The organism is Streptococcus sp. GMD5S, assembly GCF_000298715.2.
Classification (GTDB): domain Bacteria; phylum Bacillota; class Bacilli; order Lactobacillales; family Streptococcaceae; genus Streptococcus.
This window is the reverse complement of sequence record NZ_AJRG02000002.1, coordinates 25,350-45,351: the sequence shown is the minus strand read 5'-3', so window position 1 is coordinate 45,351 and position 20,002 is coordinate 25,350. Positions and strand designations below refer to the sequence as shown.

13 protein-coding genes and 2 pseudogenes are annotated in these 20,002 nt (G+C 40.7%); 4 read left to right on the top strand and 11 right to left on the bottom strand.

The features are described 5' to 3' along the window. Nucleotides 1-3 precede the first annotated feature (3 nt). Together lpdA and GMD5S_RS0201695 are read left to right on the top strand one after the other, a co-directional pair. Complete coding sequence (gene lpdA / locus GMD5S_RS0201700; RefSeq protein WP_001162891.1) at nt 4-1,707, top strand: dihydrolipoyl dehydrogenase; 1,704 nt, start codon at nt 4-6, stop codon at nt 1,705-1,707. Between the two features lie 195 nt (nt 1,708-1,902). Beyond that, complete coding sequence (locus GMD5S_RS0201695) at nt 1,903-2,892, top strand: lipoate--protein ligase (protein ID WP_000874002.1); 990 nt, start codon at nt 1,903-1,905, stop codon at nt 2,890-2,892. A 71-nt stretch (nt 2,893-2,963) separates the two neighbouring features. On the opposite strand, the gene xerS is transcribed toward GMD5S_RS0201695, so the two are convergent. From xerS to GMD5S_RS0201635, 11 genes and pseudogenes are all read right to left on the bottom strand, one after another. Beyond that, the gene (xerS, locus tag GMD5S_RS0201690; protein WP_000817871.1) at nt 2,964-4,034 is read right to left on the bottom strand and encodes a tyrosine recombinase XerS; all 1,071 of its coding nucleotides are present in this window, start codon (nt 4,032-4,034) and stop codon (nt 2,964-2,966) included. 178 nt (nt 4,035-4,212) lie between these two features. Continuing rightward, nucleotides 4,213-4,649 (bottom strand): annotated as a pseudogene (locus GMD5S_RS10145) (MepB family protein). 65 nt (nt 4,650-4,714) lie between these two features. Next, nucleotides 4,715-5,455, bottom strand: a complete 741-nt coding sequence (locus GMD5S_RS0201680; RefSeq protein ID WP_000827852.1) for a CPBP family intramembrane glutamic endopeptidase — start codon at nt 5,453-5,455, stop codon at nt 4,715-4,717. Nucleotides 5,456-5,506: 51 nt separating this feature from the next. Then, nucleotides 5,507-7,057: a ClC family H(+)/Cl(-) exchange transporter gene (locus tag GMD5S_RS0201675; protein WP_000392577.1), complete on the bottom strand. Its 1,551-nt coding sequence runs from the start codon at nt 7,055-7,057 to the stop codon at nt 5,507-5,509. 12 nt (nt 7,058-7,069) lie between these two features. Next, complete coding sequence (locus GMD5S_RS0201670) at nt 7,070-7,849, bottom strand: ribonuclease HII (RefSeq protein WP_000207517.1); 780 nt, start codon at nt 7,847-7,849, stop codon at nt 7,070-7,072. Beyond that, nucleotides 7,836-8,687 (bottom strand): ribosome biogenesis GTPase YlqF, encoded by an 852-nt coding sequence (gene ylqF / locus GMD5S_RS0201665; RefSeq protein ID WP_000201284.1) that lies wholly within the window; start codon nt 8,685-8,687, stop codon nt 7,836-7,838. Before ylqF ends, GMD5S_RS0201670 begins: the two co-directional genes overlap by 14 nt. 203 nt (nt 8,688-8,890) lie before the next feature. Next, a pseudogene (locus GMD5S_RS10775) lies at nt 8,891-10,069 on the bottom strand (hypothetical protein). A 17-nt stretch (nt 10,070-10,086) separates the two neighbouring features. After that, on the bottom strand, nt 10,087-13,740 hold the full coding sequence (gene addA / locus GMD5S_RS0201650) for a helicase-exonuclease AddAB subunit AddA (protein WP_000802726.1): 3,654 nt from the start codon (nt 13,738-13,740) through the stop codon (nt 10,087-10,089). Next, entirely contained in the window at nt 13,737-17,012 is a 3,276-nt protein-coding gene (gene rexB, locus GMD5S_RS0201645; protein ID WP_000772382.1) for an ATP-dependent nuclease subunit B, read from the bottom strand. The genes addA and rexB overlap by 4 nt, the downstream gene beginning before the upstream one ends. A gap of 106 nt (nt 17,013-17,118) precedes the next feature. Beyond that, on the bottom strand, nt 17,119-17,538 hold the full coding sequence (locus GMD5S_RS0201640; RefSeq protein WP_001138492.1) for an EVE domain-containing protein: 420 nt from the start codon (nt 17,536-17,538) through the stop codon (nt 17,119-17,121). Then, nucleotides 17,531-17,992, bottom strand: coding sequence for a MarR family winged helix-turn-helix transcriptional regulator (locus tag GMD5S_RS0201635; RefSeq protein WP_000049669.1), 462 nt, complete (start codon nt 17,990-17,992; stop codon nt 17,531-17,533). Before GMD5S_RS0201635 ends, GMD5S_RS0201640 begins: the two co-directional genes overlap by 8 nt. A gap of 145 nt (nt 17,993-18,137) precedes the next feature. Here GMD5S_RS0201635 and GMD5S_RS0201630 point away from each other — a divergent pair, with 145 nt between their 5' ends. Next, complete coding sequence (locus GMD5S_RS0201630) at nt 18,138-18,947, top strand: Cof-type HAD-IIB family hydrolase (RefSeq protein WP_000593606.1); 810 nt, start codon at nt 18,138-18,140, stop codon at nt 18,945-18,947. A 141-nt stretch (nt 18,948-19,088) separates the two neighbouring features. Then, entirely contained in the window at nt 19,089-19,997 is a 909-nt protein-coding gene (locus GMD5S_RS0201625) for an ATP-binding cassette domain-containing protein (RefSeq protein ID WP_000859684.1), read from the top strand. Nucleotides 19,998-20,002: the final 5 nt, after the last annotated feature.

The window sequence follows — 20,002 nt, the reverse complement described above, 5'->3', positions numbered from 1 at the left end:
GACATGGCCTTAGAAGTAATTATGCCAAAAGCCGGCGTGGATATGACAGAAGGACAAATCGTCCAATGGAATAAGAAAGTCGGAGAATTTGTAAAAGAAGGAGAAATCCTTTTGGAAATTATGACTGACAAAGTCAGCATGGAATTGGAAGCCGAAGAAGATGGATACTTGATTGCCATCCTCAAAGGAGATGGTGAAACAGTTCCGGTTACAGAAGTTATCGGTTACCTTGGAGAAGAAGGGGAAAACATCCCAACAGCTGGAGCAGCTGCGTCAGAATCAAAACCTGCACCTGCTGCTAGTGCCTCAAACGACGATGGTAAGAGCGATGATGCCTTTGATATCGTTGTGATTGGTGGAGGTCCTGCTGGATATGTAGCAGCCATTAAAGCTGCCCAACTCGGTGGTAAGGTTGCCCTTGTTGAAAAATCTGAACTCGGTGGAACCTGCTTGAACCGTGGATGTATCCCAACTAAGACCTATCTTCACAATGCTGAAATTATCGAAAACATCGGTCATGCAGCAAATCGTGGTATCGTAATCGAAAATCCAACCTTCACTGTTGATATGGATAAACTTTTAGAAACTAAATCTAAAGTTGTCAATACCTTGGTAGGTGGTGTTGCGGGTCTTCTTCGTAGCTACGGAGTTACTGTTCATAAGGGTGTTGGTACAATCACTAAAGACAAGAATGTCTTGGTAGATGGTTCTGAATTGCTTGAAACCAAGAAAATTATCCTTGCCGGTGGTTCAAAAGTTAGCAAGATCAACGTTCCTGGTATGGAATCTCCACTTGTCATGACCAGTGATGACATTCTTGAAATGAACGAAGTTCCAGAAAGCCTTGTTATCATCGGTGGTGGAGTTGTCGGTATCGAACTCGGTCAAGCCTTCATGACATTTGGTTCAAAAGTGACTGTTATCGAAATGATGGATCGTATCGTTCCAGCTATGGATGCGGAAGTGTCTAAGAACCTTCGCTTGATTTTGGAACGCAAAGGTATGACTATCTTAACAGGTACAAAATTGGAAGAAATCATCGAAGAAAATGGTCAACTTCGTATCAAGGTTGAAGGAAAAGACGATATCATCGCAAGCAAAGCTCTTCTTTCAATCGGTCGTGTGCCAGACCTTGAAGGTATTGGCGATGTTGAGTTTGAATTGGATCGTGGACGTATCAAGGTCAACGAATACATGGAAACTTCTGTTCCAGGTATCTACGCACCAGGTGACATCAACGGTACTAAGATGTTGGCTCACGCAGCCTTCCGTATGGGTGAAGTTGCTGCTGAAAATGCCCTCAAAGGAAATCATGCTGTTGCCAAATTGAACTTGACTCCTGCAGCCATCTATACTCTTCCTGAAGTAGCAGCAGTAGGTCTAACTGAAGAACAAGCACGTGAGAAATACGATGTAGCCATCGGTAAATTCAACTTTGCAGCTAACGGCCGTGCTATTGCATCAGATGCTGCTCAAGGTTTCGTAAAAGTTATCGCTGATAAGAAATACGGGGAAATCCTTGGTGTGCACATCATTGGTCCTGCAGCTGCAGAATTAATCAACGAGGCATCAAGCATCATCGAAATGGAAATCACTGTTGAAGAAATGCTGAAGACTATCCACGGACACCCAACCTACTCTGAAGTGATGTACGAAGCGTTTGCGGATGTTCTAGGAATGGCCATCCATTCACCTAAGAAAAAATAAATAAGTTTTTCAACTAAATTTTCTTAAAGTAGTACGGACGGCAGCGACCTCTATTAGAGTTCCATGCCTAAAAATTGAGCCTCTTGTCTCAATTTTTCCGAGAAATGTAACGATAACACGTTACATTTCTTTTTACCACTTTAGAAAATTTGATTGCTATGAACAGATTTTAAAAACTAAATTTTTGGAAACACTATGAAATATATTATCAATCATTCAAACGACACTGCTTTTAATATCGCCTTGGAAGAATATGCCTTTAAACACTTACTAGATGAGGATCAAATCTTCCTTCTTTGGATTAACAAACCTTCTATCATTGTTGGTCGTCACCAGAATACTATCGAAGAAATCAACCGTGATTATGTTCGAGAAAATGGTATTGAGGTAGTCCGCCGTATCAGTGGTGGTGGAGCTGTTTATCACGATTTAAACAACCTCAACTACACCATCATTTCAAAAGAAGATGAAAACAAGGCCTTTGACTTCAAGAGCTTCTCAACTCCAGTTATCAATACCTTGGCTCAACTAGGCGTTAAAGCTGAGTTTACAGGCCGTAATGACCTTGAGATTGATGGCAAAAAATTCTGTGGCAATGCCCAAGCCTATATCAATGGTCGTATCATGCACCATGGTTGCTTGCTCTTTGACGTTGATTTGTCAGTTCTTGCTAACGCCCTCAAGGTTTCAAAAGATAAATTTGAATCAAAAGGTGTGAAATCCGTCCGTGCCCGTGTCACCAATATTGTCAATGAATTACCAGAAAAAATCACAGTTGAAGAATTTCGTGATTTGCTATTGGAATACATGAAAAAAGAGTACCCAGAGATGACTGAATACGTTTTTTCTGAGCAAGAATTAGCGGAAATCAATCGTATCAAGGATACCAAGTTCGGTACTTGGGACTGGAACTACGGTAAATCACCTGAATTTAACGTCCGTCGGGGAACAAAATTCACCAGTGGTAAGGTTGAAGTTTTTGCCAACGTCATTGAATCAAAAATCCAAGATATCAAGATTTATGGAGACTTTTTTGGTATCGAAGACGTTGCAGCTGTAGAAGATGTCCTTCGTGGAGTGAAATACGAACGTGAGGATGTTCTTAAAGCTTTAGAAACTATTGACATCACACGCTACTTTGCTGGTATTAGTCGTGAAGAAATCGCTGAAGCAGTAGTGGGATAAATCAAAAAGAAGTTGTATATTTTAGCAACTTCTTTTTTTGAGGTTTTTACATAATTATTATTACGTATCAATTATAAACTATCCAAGGCATTTTTCTGTTCATCATTAACGATATGGGTATAGAGGTCAGTGACTTGTGTACTGGCGTGTCCTAGCTGATGGCTGACCAAAACTTGCGATTTAGTAGCATCATAGAGCCTAGTTGCCAGAGTATGGCGTAGTTTGTGGGGAGTTACACGGACTTTGAAGTCCTCAGAGTACTTAGCAACCATTTTCTCGACGCTGGAAGCATCGATACGATTGGAAACACCACGATATAAGGTCAGAAAGAGAGCTGTATCTGTCTTTTCCGTCTTATAGCGTTGATTCCGAATGGCCAGATAATTCTCTAGATAAGGCTTGGCAAAGGCAGCGACATTGACCGAGTCACGTTTTCCCCCCTTACGTGTGACATCAATAACCATCATATTGAGATTAAGATCTCTTAGATCTAGATTAACAGCTTCAGATAAGCGGACACCTGAGGCCAAGAGAAGAGCAATAATGGCCAAATCACGTTCTTTATTTTTATTGAATGATGAAAGAGCGCGATTAGAAAGTTGTTGAGGGTACTCTTGGTCGATATAAGTTAGAAAACCCTCTGTTTCATCGCCTAAAAAGAGTTTTTGCTTGATGTTTTCAGCTCTAGCAGCAAGTGTTTCTTTCTTTTTCTTGGTTGAAACTTTCTTCATTACATTACGATAGAAATAAGGCTCCCCTTGGTCGTTTTCAACCTCCTCTGTTAGATACTTGTAAAGACTAGAAAGTGCCGACAAAGTCCGATTAATGGTCGTCTGAGAGACACCTTGTTTGGTTGTATTGGCATTCAGCAAAGGTCGTTCACGTAGATACAGGATAAAGGATTCCATATCTTTTTTAGACATATTTTCCAAGACTGATAAAGGAATGTCAGACATTTTATCAACATTTGAAATACCAGACTCCAAAACCCAGCTGAAAAATCGATCGTATTCCTTGAGATATTCGTACAAGGTTGTAAAACTGTAGGGCACAGCAAGCTTGGATTGGTAGTATTCCAGAACATACCAGGGCATGATTTGTTTTAGTTTGTCGATTCGTTCCAGTAAAATCTCACGTTTCATGTATTTTCTCCATAATTAAGTCTACTAGTAGTATAGCATAGACTTATATATTTTTCAAGAAAATTATAGTTTTTCGGAAAGACGTTATAAGTGTTTGATGGATTCTAGAAAAAACAAAGACCTGATTCTGCAATCATAAGAAACAGGTCTTTTGTGTGTATGTAATCCGGCAATATGTTTATACTTTAATTTCTCTAAAATATTGCAATTGCCATTTTTGTGTTGCTCGAGCTGTTGTATTTAAATTTGAGCACCAAGGAGGATAAAATCGCATAGACATTTTTCCATTGCTATCTTTTGTCGACAGAATGTTTTTACGAATAGCCACCTCGTTTGGAATAATGAATAGTCCCCTCTTATCATTATCAATGATAACGATTATAAGTTCATTTCCTAAATCCTCATTGGTATAAGGAATGTTCTTGTTGTTTTGGTCTTTTTCCAAAAAACTGTAAAATATCCTTCTTTTTTTGGTGTTCTTTTTGCCAAGCGGCATCTTTTATACCCTTGCTCTTCCTTTATATTGATAAGAATACCTTCGTATTTTTCATTGTATTTTTCTTCAATGAAATCAAAATCACCATAAAAATTATATAAAACATCGAGTATTTTCATTATGATGTATATCCTCCTTAGCAAATAACTTTTCCAAAGAATAATACTGTTTCCAACAAAATCAGCTACCGACTATACTCATCTTTTTTATGTATTACCATATAGCAGGATACCAAGATGATGAAGATTTTAAGCAGGTAGGTTTCGGATCGATCAGTGTCTATGGTTATCTGAGACAAGACATTAATGATCGAATGTGTCATAACGCAAATCCAGAGATTCTTTGTTTTGTTATATAGAGCTGAGAGTATGAAAGAATTCGTCAGCAATCCAAATAAAAACGGTAGAATTTGCAGAGTTGCTAGGGAACCATCAATGTAAAAGAACAACAGATGCCAAATCGCCCAGCTGAAAAAGGTTAGGATTGTTGAGGGAAAATACGGTAGCTTCTCTTGTAAAATTGGTTGAAAGACATATCGCCATCCAATCTCTTCTATACCACCAAAGACAATAAATTTGAAGAACATCAAAAACGGGAGATACCAGCTAAATTCTACTATTTGCCCACCAAACATTAGAAAAGAAAAATCAAGGACAATAAGGAAAAAAGATAATAAATAATGTTTGTAACTGGTATGAATGTTAAAAAAATCGTTAACGATCTTCTTAAAAGGAATATGAAAATAGTGATTTGCAACAATGATTCCCCAAAGTGCTGAAGAAATGCCACCTAGAAAGATTCCTAAAATAGATAATAGATTGGAATGAATAGAAAAATGATTCAAGAGAAAGAAAAGGAGGCAAACTGATGCTATTTGGCTAAATGTGCCTAGCAAATATACTGCAATTGCCTTATTTCTTTTCATAGAGAATCCTTTCAATAATATTTTACGTAAAATAAATTATGTAAAAAGAACTTATAACAACAAATCTTTGACTTTTCCAATTTCACTTTTTGGAATCACTAGGTGAATCATATCACCCAGATACATTCTAGTTGAGCCGTTAACGGTTTGGCTTTTGCCATTATGGACTTGGGTGGTGATGAGTACGTTATGTGGCAAGTTGAGCTCGTGAACCTGTTTTCCTGCTATTTTATCTGATACAGGGATTTCAATGAGGGTGACTTCTCCTTCATCTGTCGCTTCTTCTGGCAGCATTTTTTCGAGCATGGCCTCATAGACTGGAGCACCCTTGAGCAGATCCATAACAATGTAGGCGACTAAGGTCACTAAGCCAAGTGGCATGAGGTTTCGAATGTCCCCTACCATCTCAGTAACAAGTATCATAGCGGTTAAGGGAGCCTTGGAAATTGCCCCAAAGTAGCCACTCATTCCCAGAATGACAAATATAGGGAATTGTTCCTGACTGACAAGCCCAAGATTGACACAAATGACACCAACTAGGGCACCAAGTAAGGAACCGAGCGCCAAAATGGGTAGGAAAATTCCTCCTGGGAGGCCACTTCCATAGCTAATCATGCTCCAAACAAAGCGAATCAAAAAGTAAGCTAATAGAACTTGAAAACTAAAATTTTGCTCAGTCAAGGAAAGAACGACCTGATTTCCACCACCGAGAATTTGTGGCAAGAAAATCCCGACTGGTATGATAAGGATAAAGGCTAGGATTGGATAATAAGCTCTATCTAAATGGATTTTTTGACCAACCCAATCATAAACTCGACCAACATTGAGTACAGCTTTCTCATAGAGAAAACCAGAAAGCCCGAGAAAAACTCCCATAAGGAGGTATATCCAATACTGGTCTAGGGTCATGAGAGGAATGTCGTCTGGCATATCCAGTACGGGTGTTAAGCCAAATATGAGCAGAGAAACAAAGTTTGCTACGAGACTAGCTGCTAGAGTTGATACCCAGAAAAATCGTGAAAAATGGTGATAGACTTCCTCTACAACAAAGAGGAGACCTGCAATTGGTGCATTAAAGGCAGCTGCTAAACCTGCAGCTGCTCCACTGGCAATCAGGGAACGTTCCTCTACTGGGCTAGATTTGAGCCACTTGGCAATACCTTTACCACCAACTGCTCCAAGTTGAATACTTGGCCCTTCCCGACCTAGCATAAGGCCACTGGCAATAGCAAGAATACCTAATACATATTTCTTCCAGAGGACACTCCACCAGTTGAGACTCATCAGTCCCTTTAGTTCAGCTTCAACTTGAGGAATTCCTGAACCCTTGATATCTTTTTCTGACCGAGTTAGTTTCGCGCTAAGCCAGCAAACTATTACATAAAATAGGCCAATGATAAAAAGATTGCGCACTAAGTGCGCTTGATCTTGATAGAGTCCTTGTATCAGATGGAAGCCCTTTTCGATTAAGAAACGAAAAGATCCGACGATTAGCCCGACGACGAGACCAACAATGATTCCCCGTCCAACTTGGGATAATATGGTGCTTGAGGCAAAGGCAAATTCTTTCTTGGAACTGAGTGTTTCTGACTGTTCCTCCATAATCATTTCCTCTTACTTGTCTTTCTTAGTTGAAACCAGTGTTTTGACTGGTTCAAAACTGGTTCGGTGAATTGGGGTGACACCTAGTTTTTCTAGTCCTTTTAGGTGTTTAGCTGTTCCATAACCTGCATTAGCTGTAAAATCATATCCAGGATATTGCTGATCATATTCCTTCATCAATTCATCCCGTGTCACCTTGGCTACTATAGATGCAGCTGCGATTGAGAGAGAGTTGGCATCTCCTTTGATGATTGCTGTTTGGGGAATCGACAACTCCAGTTTCATGGCGTCTATCAAGAGGTGCTCAGGTTTCGGACTGACCTGGGAAATTGCTTCCTTCATGGCCAGCTTGGTTGCTTCATAGATATTGACTTGGTCGATGACCTGATTATCCATGATACCAATACCGATTGCCAAGGCTTGATCTTGAACAGCATGATAAATTTCCAAATGTTTCTTTTTGGGGATCTTCTTGCTATCGTTGAGGCCTCTAATCTTACAATTTTTCGGCAAGATAACGGCTGCAGCGACTACAGGTCCAGCAAGAGGACCACGGCCAACCTCGTCAACACCTGCAATTAGAGTCAATCCTTGCTTATAAAGTTCTTTTTCATAAGAAAGCATAGTTTCCAGGCGAAGGTCTTCATCCAGTTCAGCCTGAATGGCTTTTTTACGCTTGCTGATTTCCTTTTGAACTCCAGTTCGGCTATCTTTTTCCAGTTCAAGAAAAAGGGGATTGTATAAGTCTTTGACCGTGGCAAGAAGTTCTTTGATTTCTTTAATCGTCGTCATCGATATCGTCCAATGTATCTAAGGTGTAGTTACCGAGTTTTCCATCACGAACTTCCTTCACGAAGAGGCTGTAAAAACGGTCGTAGTCGTCTCGGAAACCGAGGGCACGTGTCATATCCATGATAATAACAGGAGCATCTTCTTCAATTTTCATTTGTTTGAAGCGTTCAGCTAGCTTATCTGGATAATGTTTTTTGAAATAATTGAGACCAAAAATGGTGACTTCATCCATAGGAAGCAACTGGTCTTTAATTGCTCCAGTTAAGGCTAATTTCAGTGCGACAGCATCATCTTCAAACTTAGGCCAAAGAATCCCTGGTGTGTCTAGGATTTCAAGGTCTTTATTGGTTTTGAGCCATTGTTGCCCCTTGGTAACACCTGGTTTATTGCCGACCACCGCAATCTTTTTCCCAGCCAAACGGTTCATCAGAGTTGATTTGCCAGCATTTGGAATTCCGATAATCATGGTACGCAAGGTTTCAATCTGAATGCCACGTTCTTTCTGGCGTGCAATCTTATCAGCCATAAGCTTTTTGGCTGCATCTGTCACAACTTTTACGGTAACTTGCTCTTTGGAGTTGATTGCCAGAGTTTGAATCCCTTGTGATTCAAAGTACTGACGCCATTCTTTTGTCATTGCTGGATCAGCTAGGTCTGCCTTGTTTAAAATCAAGAGTTTGGGTTTATCTCCCACAATCTTGTTTAACATAGGATTTTGACTAGATAAAGGTAGGCGAGCATCCACCAAAATCGTCACAAAATCAATAAATTTTAAATTCTCCTGAACTTGTCGCCGAGCCTTTGACATGTGACCCGGAAACCATTGAATAGTAGCCATAATAATTCCCCTTCCGACTAAAAAAAACGTGATAAAAACGTTTTCTTTCTTACCATCTATTCTATCATAAATGATCCCTCTTTGCATAGGCTTTTGTCTACAAAAATGAGTATATATAGTAAAAATGTTTGCATAAATAATGTATTGTTATATCAAAGTACGAGAAAATACCTATCAAGTCATATTGACTATAGGTATTTTTCTTATAAGAGTATTCTTGAGAGAAAAGGGCTGATACAATTTGTGACAATCGTTTCACTCCAGAGAATTTGCGCTGGGGATAAATAATCAGCTCTTAAACATTCTTTTAAAAATTCAGCAGCTTGATCCGGAGCAATTTCAAACTCAAAGGCTTTCATCTTGTAGAAAAAATCGATGAGATGCTCAGATAAGTATTCATCTGAAAAGGGTACTTCTCCACTTTTTCGAAATTCTAATAAGAGCCGAGAAAATCTAGCTTTTTCATCAGGCAAATCCCGAAAATAGGAATTAAGAAGCCAGGTCTGCTTCTGCTTTCTTTCAATTGGATCCTGACTCGCAATTCGTTGGTCTTTTTCCAGCTCTTTTTGGTATTGTTTAGCCTTGATAGCCCGTTCTGTTCGATTTTTACCAAAAAGTATTTTTTCCCACTTGCGTTCTTCTTGGGTTAGGGTTTCTGTAAAGCCAAAGTAGTCTTGATAGGCACGCTCTGCTGGTCCCATGGCTAGGACCAGATTGTCTGCATATTGCTTGGCGATTTTATCCCTCTTCTTGCGCTCTTTCTCTGCCTAGATACGGAGTTCTTGTTCGTAGTCAATTTTCTCCTTGCCTAGCTTGACAAGGTAGAGTTGATCATCCGGTTTTCCAAGTAAAAAGGGCTTAATGCATTTTTCAAGGACTTCTTCCATGCGAGCCTTCTTCTTTGGCTCAGCCTTGGTCCAATTTCCTCCTTGAAAGACTTCTAGGAAGAGTTGGTAGTCTCTCTCAGGTGCGAACTGATTGCCACGATTAGGCTTGAAAACGCCTTTTTCCCAGAGCCATTTTAGAAGTCGCTCGTCAAAGTCACTTTTATTGACCTTGATTTTTTCCTTTTTCTGGGCTTTTCTGGTAAGATTTTCAACCTTTCTGAGTAATTTTTCTTCCTCTTCTAGTTGCTGGTCAAGGGACAATCGATGAAAATGACGAACACAATCGCTGCCGATTGGAAAGAGGCGTCGGCCTGTGACACCGTTAAAGAGTTCGTAGGCGTATTTGATAGCATTCCCACAAACACAATTGCTACGGCCGATACCATTAAAAATCAAGGAAACTTCATTCCATTCCTTGGTAGCCTGTTCCCAAGTATCGGCTTTTGAAGCCTGTAAAACCGCATCGTGCAGGGATTTTCTAACTGGAAGTGTCATGAGGTCTCCTTTCTAGATTATACTTTTACAACTTGAACCTCGTCTTTACCGAGTAAAATCAAGTATTTTTCAATATTTTCAATCAAATAGGCTCGTGATAAAGCCTCTCCATAAAGGGCTAATTGACCACGATAGCGGTCTATGAGTTGACTTGGCTCGTCATAGCGGTCTGTCTTGTAGTCGAAAAGAACGATACGATCCTCATAAAGCAGATAGCCGTCCAAGATTCCACGGACAACGAAGTCTTCCTGACTCTTTTGATCTCGTTTGAGCATGGAGAAAGGTTGCTCGCGATAAAGATGGTCTGTATTAGCAAGAATTTCTTGACCAAGTGCTGTGTCAAAGAATGAAAGAATTTTAGCAAGATTGATCTTGTCTCTGACAGCTGGGCTGGTTTGAACTTGTTTGAGAGTTTCTGTCAGGCTAGCAAGGGTTGGTCGCTGACTTAGGTCAATTCTCTGCATGAGTTCGTGGGTAGCACTACCAATCTCAGCTCCTGTTACCTTTTCTTTGGTTGAAAAATCTGGTAACTCAAAGCTAATTTTCTTGTCTACTGACTGGCCTTGACCTGCAATCTCGACACCTTCCATATCCATAACTGGTTCATAGAATTTCTTGATTTGACTTGGGGTTTGAACACTAGGAAGCTCAATGGCTGCGCGGTGAAGAGTATTATAAACTTCCACCTCTTTCAGCATTTCCAGAGCTTCTTTGATGGTTTCAGACTGGCGGTTGTCTGCTTGAGAGCTATCTTGTAGAGGGCTCTTGTTTTCCAACTGACCAATAGCTTCTCTAGTCAACTGGTCTTCGCCAACAAAACGATAGCTAAAGTTGAGATTGTCCTTGGCAAACACTTTGCTGATAGCCCAGATCCAATCTTGGAAATTTCTTGCTTGCAGTCTGGTATTGCTATCTAATTTTCCGTTATTTGCTGCCGGGTATTCCTTGGCTTCTAGCTTTTCACGAGAACCCTTACCGACAAAATAGAGCTTTTTCTCAGCCCTCGTCATGGCAACATACAGCAGACGCATCTGCTCTGAATAGCTAGCCAATTGCAGTTCTTTCTCATTCTGCGTATAAGTTAGGCTAGGAATGGAGAGTTTGATGGTTTTAGGATAGTGTGCTTCCACTGCTCCTGTTTCCACCTTGGCAATGTATTTGACACCAAGCCCATTTTGACGACTGAGAATGACGTCTGACATGCTGTCTTGCTTGTTGAAGTCCTGATCCATGTTGAGGATAAAGACATAAGGAAACTCCAGACCTTTGCTCTTGTGAATGGTCATAAGTTCCACGGCATCTTTAGGCGGTGCGACAGCTACGCTTGCGAGGTCATGCTGAGCCTCTAAAACTTGATCAATCATACGAATAAAACGAGACAAGCCTTTGAAATTGCTCTTTTCAAACTGGTCAGCACGTAGCGCTAGGGCATAGAGATTAGCCTGCCTAGCAAGTCCGTTTGGCAAGGCTCCAACATAGTCATAATAAAAACGGTCATTATAAATCTTCCAAATTAAGTCATAGAGAGAGTGGGTTTTGGCATGTAAGCGCCAAGAATCCAAGATATCCATGAATTGATTTAATTTTTCAGCTAGGTCCTTGTGAATTAACTCTTTCTGATCAGTTACCTGTCTTTGAGCATTAACTAGTTTCTCATAAAGATTCTCTTGTACTTTATCTTCTGCTTTCTGAAGAGATAAACGTGCCAACTCATCCTCATCGAAACTAAACATAGGAGACTTCATAAGGGCAACCAAGGCGTAGTCTTGCAGGGGATTGTGGATGACACGAAGGGTGTCCAACATGACTTGTACTTCTAAGGATTGGAGGTAGTTGTTTTGCTCACCGTCTGTTTTGACAGGTATCCCGTACTCAGACAGGGCAAGTAGAATCTGGTCATTACGACTGCGACTGGAAGTCAGAAGGGCAATTTCTTTGAAGGCCACACCTTTTTCTTGATGTAGCTTTAAGATTTCCTTGATGACAAGGCGCATTTCCCCAGTGAGTTTCGTGTCTTCATCACTTTCTTCTTTCTCTTGCCCACTATCGCCCTTATCGTAGAAGAGAAATTCTGCCTTGTTGTCTGGATTAGGAGTCAGTTTGGTATTGGCAAAAACAAGCTGGTGCATGCTATCATAGTTGATTTCACCGACCTCTTGGTCCATAAGGCGTGCAAAAACATCATTGGTTGCTGACAGCACTTCTGAACTACTACGGAAATTTTCCTTGAGCAAAATCAGCTTTCCTTCTTGAGGATTTTGCGCATAGCGTTGAAATTTTTCATTGAAAATCTGGGGATCTGCCTGACGGAAACGGTAGATGGACTGCTTGATATCTCCCACCATAAAGCGATTGTGACCATTCGACAGCAATTCCAGCATCCGTTCTTGAATGTGGTTGGTATCCTGATACTCATCGACCATGACTTCATGAAATCTCTCTTGATAAGTCTCGCGAACTTGTGGGAAATTCTCTAAAATCTCAATGGTGTAATGACTGATATCAGCGAATTCAAAGGCATTTTCTTGGCGTTTACGTTCGCGATAAGCCTCCACAAAATCACTCATAAAGGTTTGGAAGGTTTTAGCTAGCTCCCAAGTATCTTCATGATAACGTTCTTGATAGTCGAGAATGGTTATCTGATCTGCTAGTTGTCCAAGTTTTGCAAACTGGGCCTTTCTCTCTTCGTTGTAGGCATCAGCCAGTGGCTTTAAATCGGCCTTACGACTGGAGTTAGCCAGAGCTCGACCATTTTTTTCCTTAGAGATGGCAACAACACGCGCAAGCACTGCTTGATAAGCCTGACTATCGGACTCTTGATTTAAGGAGCCAATTTCATCCAGAACCTGTTGAACAGCTTCTAAATAGGTAGCTTTTGGAAACTCATTGGCATCGTTATCCAGATGATAACGGAGGAAACTTTCCAAATCCCAGAGCGCCTGCTTAATTTGCTCAGTTAGTTTCTCTTTTTCATTTGCAAAGTCAGCTTTTTCAAACCCTTTGAGAAAAGACTCGTTCAGCCATTTTTGGGGGCTACTGGTGGATTGAAGGAAATCATAGATTTTGTAGACTTGCTGGCGCAGACCTCGTTCATCCTTGCCACGTCCAGCAAAGTTCTTCACCAAACGGCTAAATTTCTCTTTATTCTCACCTTGGTAATGCTCTTCAAAAACCTGATGAAAAACTTCGTTCTTTAAGAGTAACTGTTCACTTTCATTTTGTAGAATACGGAAGTTCGGTGCGATATCAATCAGATAGCCATGTTTGCCAAGGAATTTTTGCGTGAAGGAGTCCATGGTTCCTATGGCAGCGTTTGGCAGGTCTGCCAACTGACTTCCCAAGTGTTGTTTGAGCTCGACATCATCGGTTTCTTGGATTTGTTGGCTGATTTTTTTCTCCAAGCGCTCTTTGAGTTCAGTAGCAGCCTTGACAGTAAAAGTCGAGATAAAGAGTTGGCTGATTTCCACACCTCGCGCCAATTGATCCAGAATACGCTCGGCCATAACAAAGGTCTTCCCTGAACCAGCAGACGCTGAAACAAGGATATTTTGCCCTGCAGTATAAATGGCTTCGATTTGCTCAGCTGTTTTCTTTTGTTCCTTGCTTGAACTCACTTCTGCTTCTTGCAGTTTTTGAATTTCTTCCTCAGTTAAAAAGGAAATGGGCTTCATCGATTCAACTCCTCTCTCATTTTTTCAAACCAAGCTTGCTTGAGTTTTTCTCCGACCAGACGCTTGCCGTCAGCTAAGTCTAACTTCTCTAGGAAACGAGCTTGTCCCAAATGGTAATTAGCTTCAAATCCAGTGATGGCTTGGTGTTGCTGAACGTACGGGGCAATACTTTTGCCATTCTCTGTGTATGGATTGATGGCAAATTGGCCTTCTAAAATCTTCTCTGCTGCTTTTTTATAAAGATGTGCATTGTAGTCTAGCAAGAGCTGAAACTCTTCATCAGTCAGCTGGTTGGCCTTATTTTTATTGTAAAACTCACCCAAATGACTGCTTTCTTTTTCTAAAAAGAGCCCTTGGTATTTCATTGACTTGCTGGCTTCTACTACTGCACCTGCCAGACTTTTAACAGCTAATAAAGATTGGACAGGCTCAGCCATTTCCAAGTACATAGCTCCGAAAAAGTTCTGCTCCCCTTCTCTTTTTAGGGCAGCAAGATAGGTTGGCAGTTGGGAATTAAGCCCATTGAAGAAATGAGGAAACTGGAACTGGGTCAAACTAGACTTGTAGTCTACCACTCCTAACGCTCCATCAGCTTTCAGGCGGTCAATGCGGTCAACCTTGCCTCGCACATGAACACTCCGACCATTATCCAATTGAATAAAGGCCTGATCCTTGCCACCAAATGTTGCCTCCTCTTGGATGGTTTCGATAGCTGGATTATGACGAAGGATGTGGCCCGTAGTTCGCGCGACATCAAGCAGAATTTCCTTGGTAAATTGGGCTTCCAAACTTTCCTGATAAATAGCTTCAAATTCGCGTTCTTGGCTGGTTTCCTTGATGGCTTGCTCCAGTCGTTGGTCAAACGGATTTTCAGCAGGCAGTTTCAAGGCTCGTTCAAAAATACGATGCAAAAAATTTCCGTGACTGCGAGCATCCGGACGAAGGCGCAATTCTTCCTGTAAACCTAAGACATAACGAAGGAAATAACTGTATTCATTGCGGTAAAACTCCGTCAAACCAGACGTAGACAGGTAAAACTCTTTGTCAGCAGGGTATAGAGCCTGCAAGGTCTCTTTCTCTAATGGCTTGCTGCTTGGACTGGTTGGGAGTGCTGGATTTGTAAGACCTTTTTGATCTAGTTTTTTCCCCATGACACGAGCCAAAACCTTGACAAAGGTGACATCTTGCTCATTTTCACTTGAACCTGCCTGCTGATGATAGGCAACCAGGCTAGAGAGGAGACTATGATATGACCCCATATCATCCTTAGACAGCCTTTTTTGATGAATCTTCTTCTCTATCCGGCTAAATCCAAAACTCACCAGTTCCTGAAGATAGGCCGATTCCTTGCTCTCATTTTCATTGAGAAGACTTGGTGCTGACAACACCAACTGCTTACGAGCAGCATTGACCAAGGAAAGCATGGTATAGCGATTTTTCTTGAGGTTTTCACTACTTGCAATCAGTAATTGCGCTCCCTCTTCGGTTGCTTGGTTTAGGCTTTGTCGTTCTTCATCTGTTAACAGACTGGTGTTTTGCGCGATTTTTGGCAAATGATCCTGAGTCAGCCCAATGGCATAGACAAAGTCAGCGGTCATAGGTGCAATCAAATCATAACTCTGCACCAGAACGGTGTCCACTGTCGCTGGAATGGTGCGATACTGGGACAAATTCATTCCAGAATGGAGCAAGGCTAGGAAGTCCTCCAGACTAACTTGTGAACCAGCAAAAACCGTCGCAAATTGTTCTAAAACATGGCAGAAGGCTTTCCAAACTTCAGCTTGTCTTTCCTGTTCTAGAGTTTCCATAGTAGCTGTCAATTCTTGCATCTGCTTGCTTAAAGCAGCATTTTTTAGAAAAGTATTCCACTTTTGCAAGAGATTTTCAGTCTTTTGTTTACGGCTGGCAAATAATTTTTCAAGAGGAGCCAAAACTCGCAAACGAATGTCATTCAAGCGTTCCAAATCAAACTTTCCATGGTGGGATTTAGTGAAGGTCTGCTGAAAAGCTGGCAAGCCATTGATACCAAGATAGCGGAGATATTGCTCAAAAGCATCAATATCCTCTTGGCTAAGGTCAGTATACAGACCAGTTCTGAGGAGATTAATCAAATCCTCCTGACGAAAACGGTAGCGTTTCAAACGCAAAATAGATTCGACATACTGAGTCAAAGGGTGGTGAGCCATGGATTCACTTCTACCAAGATAGAAAGGAATCTGATACTGGTCAAAAATAGTTTTCAGTGATAACTGGTAAGAAGTCACATCACCCAGCAAAATACGGAAATTCTTGTAACTCAGTTCTGGATGGTCATGTAATTTCTGACGAATGCTACGGGCTACTAATTCCAGCTCTTCTTTTTGCGTCAAACAAGACCAGATTTGCAGGTTTTCCCTGTCTTTCTCATCGATATCCAAGGTGAGTTCTGAAAAGTCATAAGAAGACTCCAGCAAACGAGAGGCTTTGTCAAAACTATCCATTTTCTCATGTGTCTGAGAACGATCCTGAGCAGGTGTTTGGTATTTTGCCCCCAAATGATGAAGAAATTCCACACTGGCTTGGTAGAGATTCCCTTCAGTGAACGGACTGGTATAAGCCTTCTTGCTTGCATAAGCACCGATGACAATCTCGACACCTTTTCGATGAAGCAGATCCACTACACGCTCCTCCTCGGCAGAAAAACGGGTAAATCCATCAATAACCAAGGCAATCTGACTGAAATCACTGCTTACCTTGTCATTCTCAATAGCCTCAATCAAATGGGACAGCTGACTTCCCTGAGCCAACTGACCTTGATTAAGATAGGCTGTTACTTGCTCAAAAATCAAGAGTAAATCTGCTCGTTTATCCTCATCCGTCAAACTTTTCAAGTCTAAAAAATTCATCTGAGCAGTTGTCATCTCATGATAAAGTTCAACCAACTGCTGGATAAATTGAGGATCTTGTTTAATTGCACCATAAACACGCAAGTCCTTGGGATCGAGTTCCGCAAGGCACTTATAAAAAGCCATCCCAAGCCCGATTTCATCAAGACTGGTCTTGGCAGGCAAATCATTTAAAACCAGGTAACGAGCCATTTGAGCGAAACGCGTGACGGTAATCGCAAAAGAAGCCTGCTGAGGCAAGCATTTCAGCACGGCACGTTCCTTTTCAAATGAAAGAGAGTTGGGGGCGATGTAGAAAACCCGCTTGCCTGCAGCAACCAGTTCTTCTGCCTCTCTCGTTAAAATTTCAGTCAAAGAAGTCCGAATATCAGTATACAGTAATTTCATCTCAGCCTCGTTTGCTTTATCAAAGTTTCTTACTCTATTATAGCAAAGTTCGCTTCACAGTCCAAATCCAAAATTCTAGTTGACAATCATTTAATTAGCAAATCAATCATCCTTCATCATCCACTTTCATATGCTGAAAGATATAGAGAAAAAAGTCTTTGGAAACTTCAAAATGCCCATAACGAAGTCGAGAAGTATAGTCTTTCCATTCAGGATGTTGTCTGGCTATTTCTATGGAGCAATCTTTGACTGGCTGATAATACTCGACATTTCGTCTAAAGGGAAAGAATCCTTCAAATTGCTCTACTTGATAGGCCTTGTCGTCTATAATCTTACCTACGGCCACAAAAGCCTGTAACTTATCTTGACCATTCATATCGTATTTTGGGCTATAGTATAAAAGATAGTCACCTTTTTTCATACGATTTAAGGGGCCACCCTTTCCATGACAGACCTGGCAAAAATTCCCTTCAACTCCTCTTAAAACATGGTTCTTCGAAACAACTCCTACCCAATATCTAGGCATTTTTATCCTCCAACTCTACTAAAAAGCGATTAAAAACTTCTCTATCGTTAGATAGTTTTTCAAAAAAATTTTCATCAACACCTTCTACTAAAGGTAAAGCTTGATTGACCTTCTCCGCGCCAGACTTCGTTACTGAGACCAGTTTTGCCCGACTATCCTTTGGATGTTGATCACGTTTAATGTAGTTTTTCTTCTCCAGTAACCGGACAATCTGAGAAACCGTCATGACATCCATACCAGTGAACCGAGCAATATCAACTTGTGTCACATATTTCTCTCTATTAGTCAGAAACAAGAGCGAAGTCAAAACGATAAATTGAGGCAGAGTAAGACCAACCGATTTCAAAACTCTTTTTAAGTTGCTTTCCCACTTGTTGTAGACTTTTATGAAAAGAAGACCTGTAGATTCTGTTTCATCATTTTTGTAAATTGAATTAAAGTGATACTTTGACATTATTTCTCCTTAAATATTAAGTATACATATTATATAAGAATTTATTTTCTTTTTCAAGAAAAGGAAAGTCAAATGTTACTATTCTGTCAGACATTTTATAGTCTATATGCTATAATAAAAGCAAACACCTAGAAAAGGAAGTCTTATGATTAAACTACTAGCCTTGGATATGGACGGAACCCTCCTCAATGAAGCCAAGGAAATCCCGCAAGCCCACATCACTGCCATTCACCAAGCCATTGAAAAAGGTGTCAAACTGGTTCTCTGTACAGGTCGCCCGCTTTTCGGTGTCCTCCCCTACTATAAACAACTAGGACTTGACCTACAGAACGAGCACGTCATTGTCAATAATGGTTGCTCAACCCATCAGACCAGTGACTGGAGTCTAGTTGACTGGCAAGAACTCAGTCCATCTGACATTGAATACCTCTATGACTTAGCAGAAAAAAGCGACGTCCAGTTGACTCTTTTTGATGAGAAACATTATTTTGTTCTCGGTGGCAAGCCTAATCAAATCGTTCAAAATGATGCCAAACTCGTCTTTTCAGACTTGACTGAAATTTCCCTTGAGGAAGCTACCAGTGGCAAGTATCGTATGTTCCAAGGAATGTTTTTAGGCACCAAAGAGCAAACAGACGATTTTGAGCAGCGGTTTGCTGAGGAGCTTTGCCAACGATTCAGTGGCGTTCGTTCACAGCCTGTCATTTATGAAGCCATGCCACTTGGGACTACTAAGGCTACTGCTCTTTCTCGACTAGCAGAGATTTTGAAGATCGAGCCCTCAGAAATTATGGCCATGGGCGATGCCAATAACGATATCGAAATGCTTCAGTTTGCAGGGCTTGGCATTGCTATGGGAAATGCCAGCGACCATGTCAAATCCCTTGCTAATGACGTTACAGATAGCAATGAAGAAGAAGGCGTTGCGCGTGCCATTGAGAAGTATATTTTATAATTGAGAAGCCCAGTTCATGTCAACTGGGTTTTGTTTTTTTAAGAATCACAAAACTTTAGAAACTCTTTAGAATTACTTGATATTTCTTTGATTTCTATACCTTATACTAAAGTTAGAAAAATAAATCAAAAGGAGAAAATCATGAAAACAGTACTCGAAATTCATGGACTGACCAAACAATTCGGACAACAAGCTATTCTTCAAGATCTTAGTCTAACCATAAAAGAGGGAGATATTTATGGTCTAATCGGAAAAAATGGAGCAGGTAAAACTACTCTTATCAAAATCATTACACAACTACTGTTTGCGGATAAAGGAACTGTTTCCCTCTTTTCTAGTCAATCGGAAAATGAGTGGACCAAGGGCTTATCTCGAGTAGGTTCAGTTATCGAATCACCTGTAGCTCATAATCACTTAACAGCCTATCAAAATCTGAAATATTATTGTATGATCCGCCATATTCCAAATGCTGATAAAGTTATTCAAGAAACACTAGATTATGTAGGTTTGTCTGATACAGGTAAGAAAGTCTTTCGTGATTTCTCGCTAGGAATGAAACAAAGACTTGGTATCGCTATTGCTCTTCTGTCCAAACCCGACTTCCTTATTCTTGATGAACCTATTAATGGTCTCGACCCAATTGGAATCAAAGAATTTCGTCTCATGATCCAGCGGCTAAATCAAGAAAAAGGCATAACCATCCTCATCTCTAGCCATATCTTGTCAGAACTCTATCTCTTAGCTAATCGCTTTGGTATTCTGGATCAAGGTAAGATTATCCGTGAAATCAGTAAAGCTGAGTTTGAAACACTGAGCGAGGATTATATTGTGCTTAAAACAAGCGACAAGGAAAGAGCTTGTCAGGTATTGAAAGAACAAATCCAGCTCCAGTTTAAGGTTGTAAACCCTGAAAAGGAAATCCATATCTTTGGTAATGAACAAGATGTCAAACAGATTCTTAAGCAACTAACTTTGTCCGATGTTGCTATTGATGAGATTTACTTTGCCCGTCAAAACCTAGAAGAATACTTCACCCAATTGGTAGAATAGGAGAA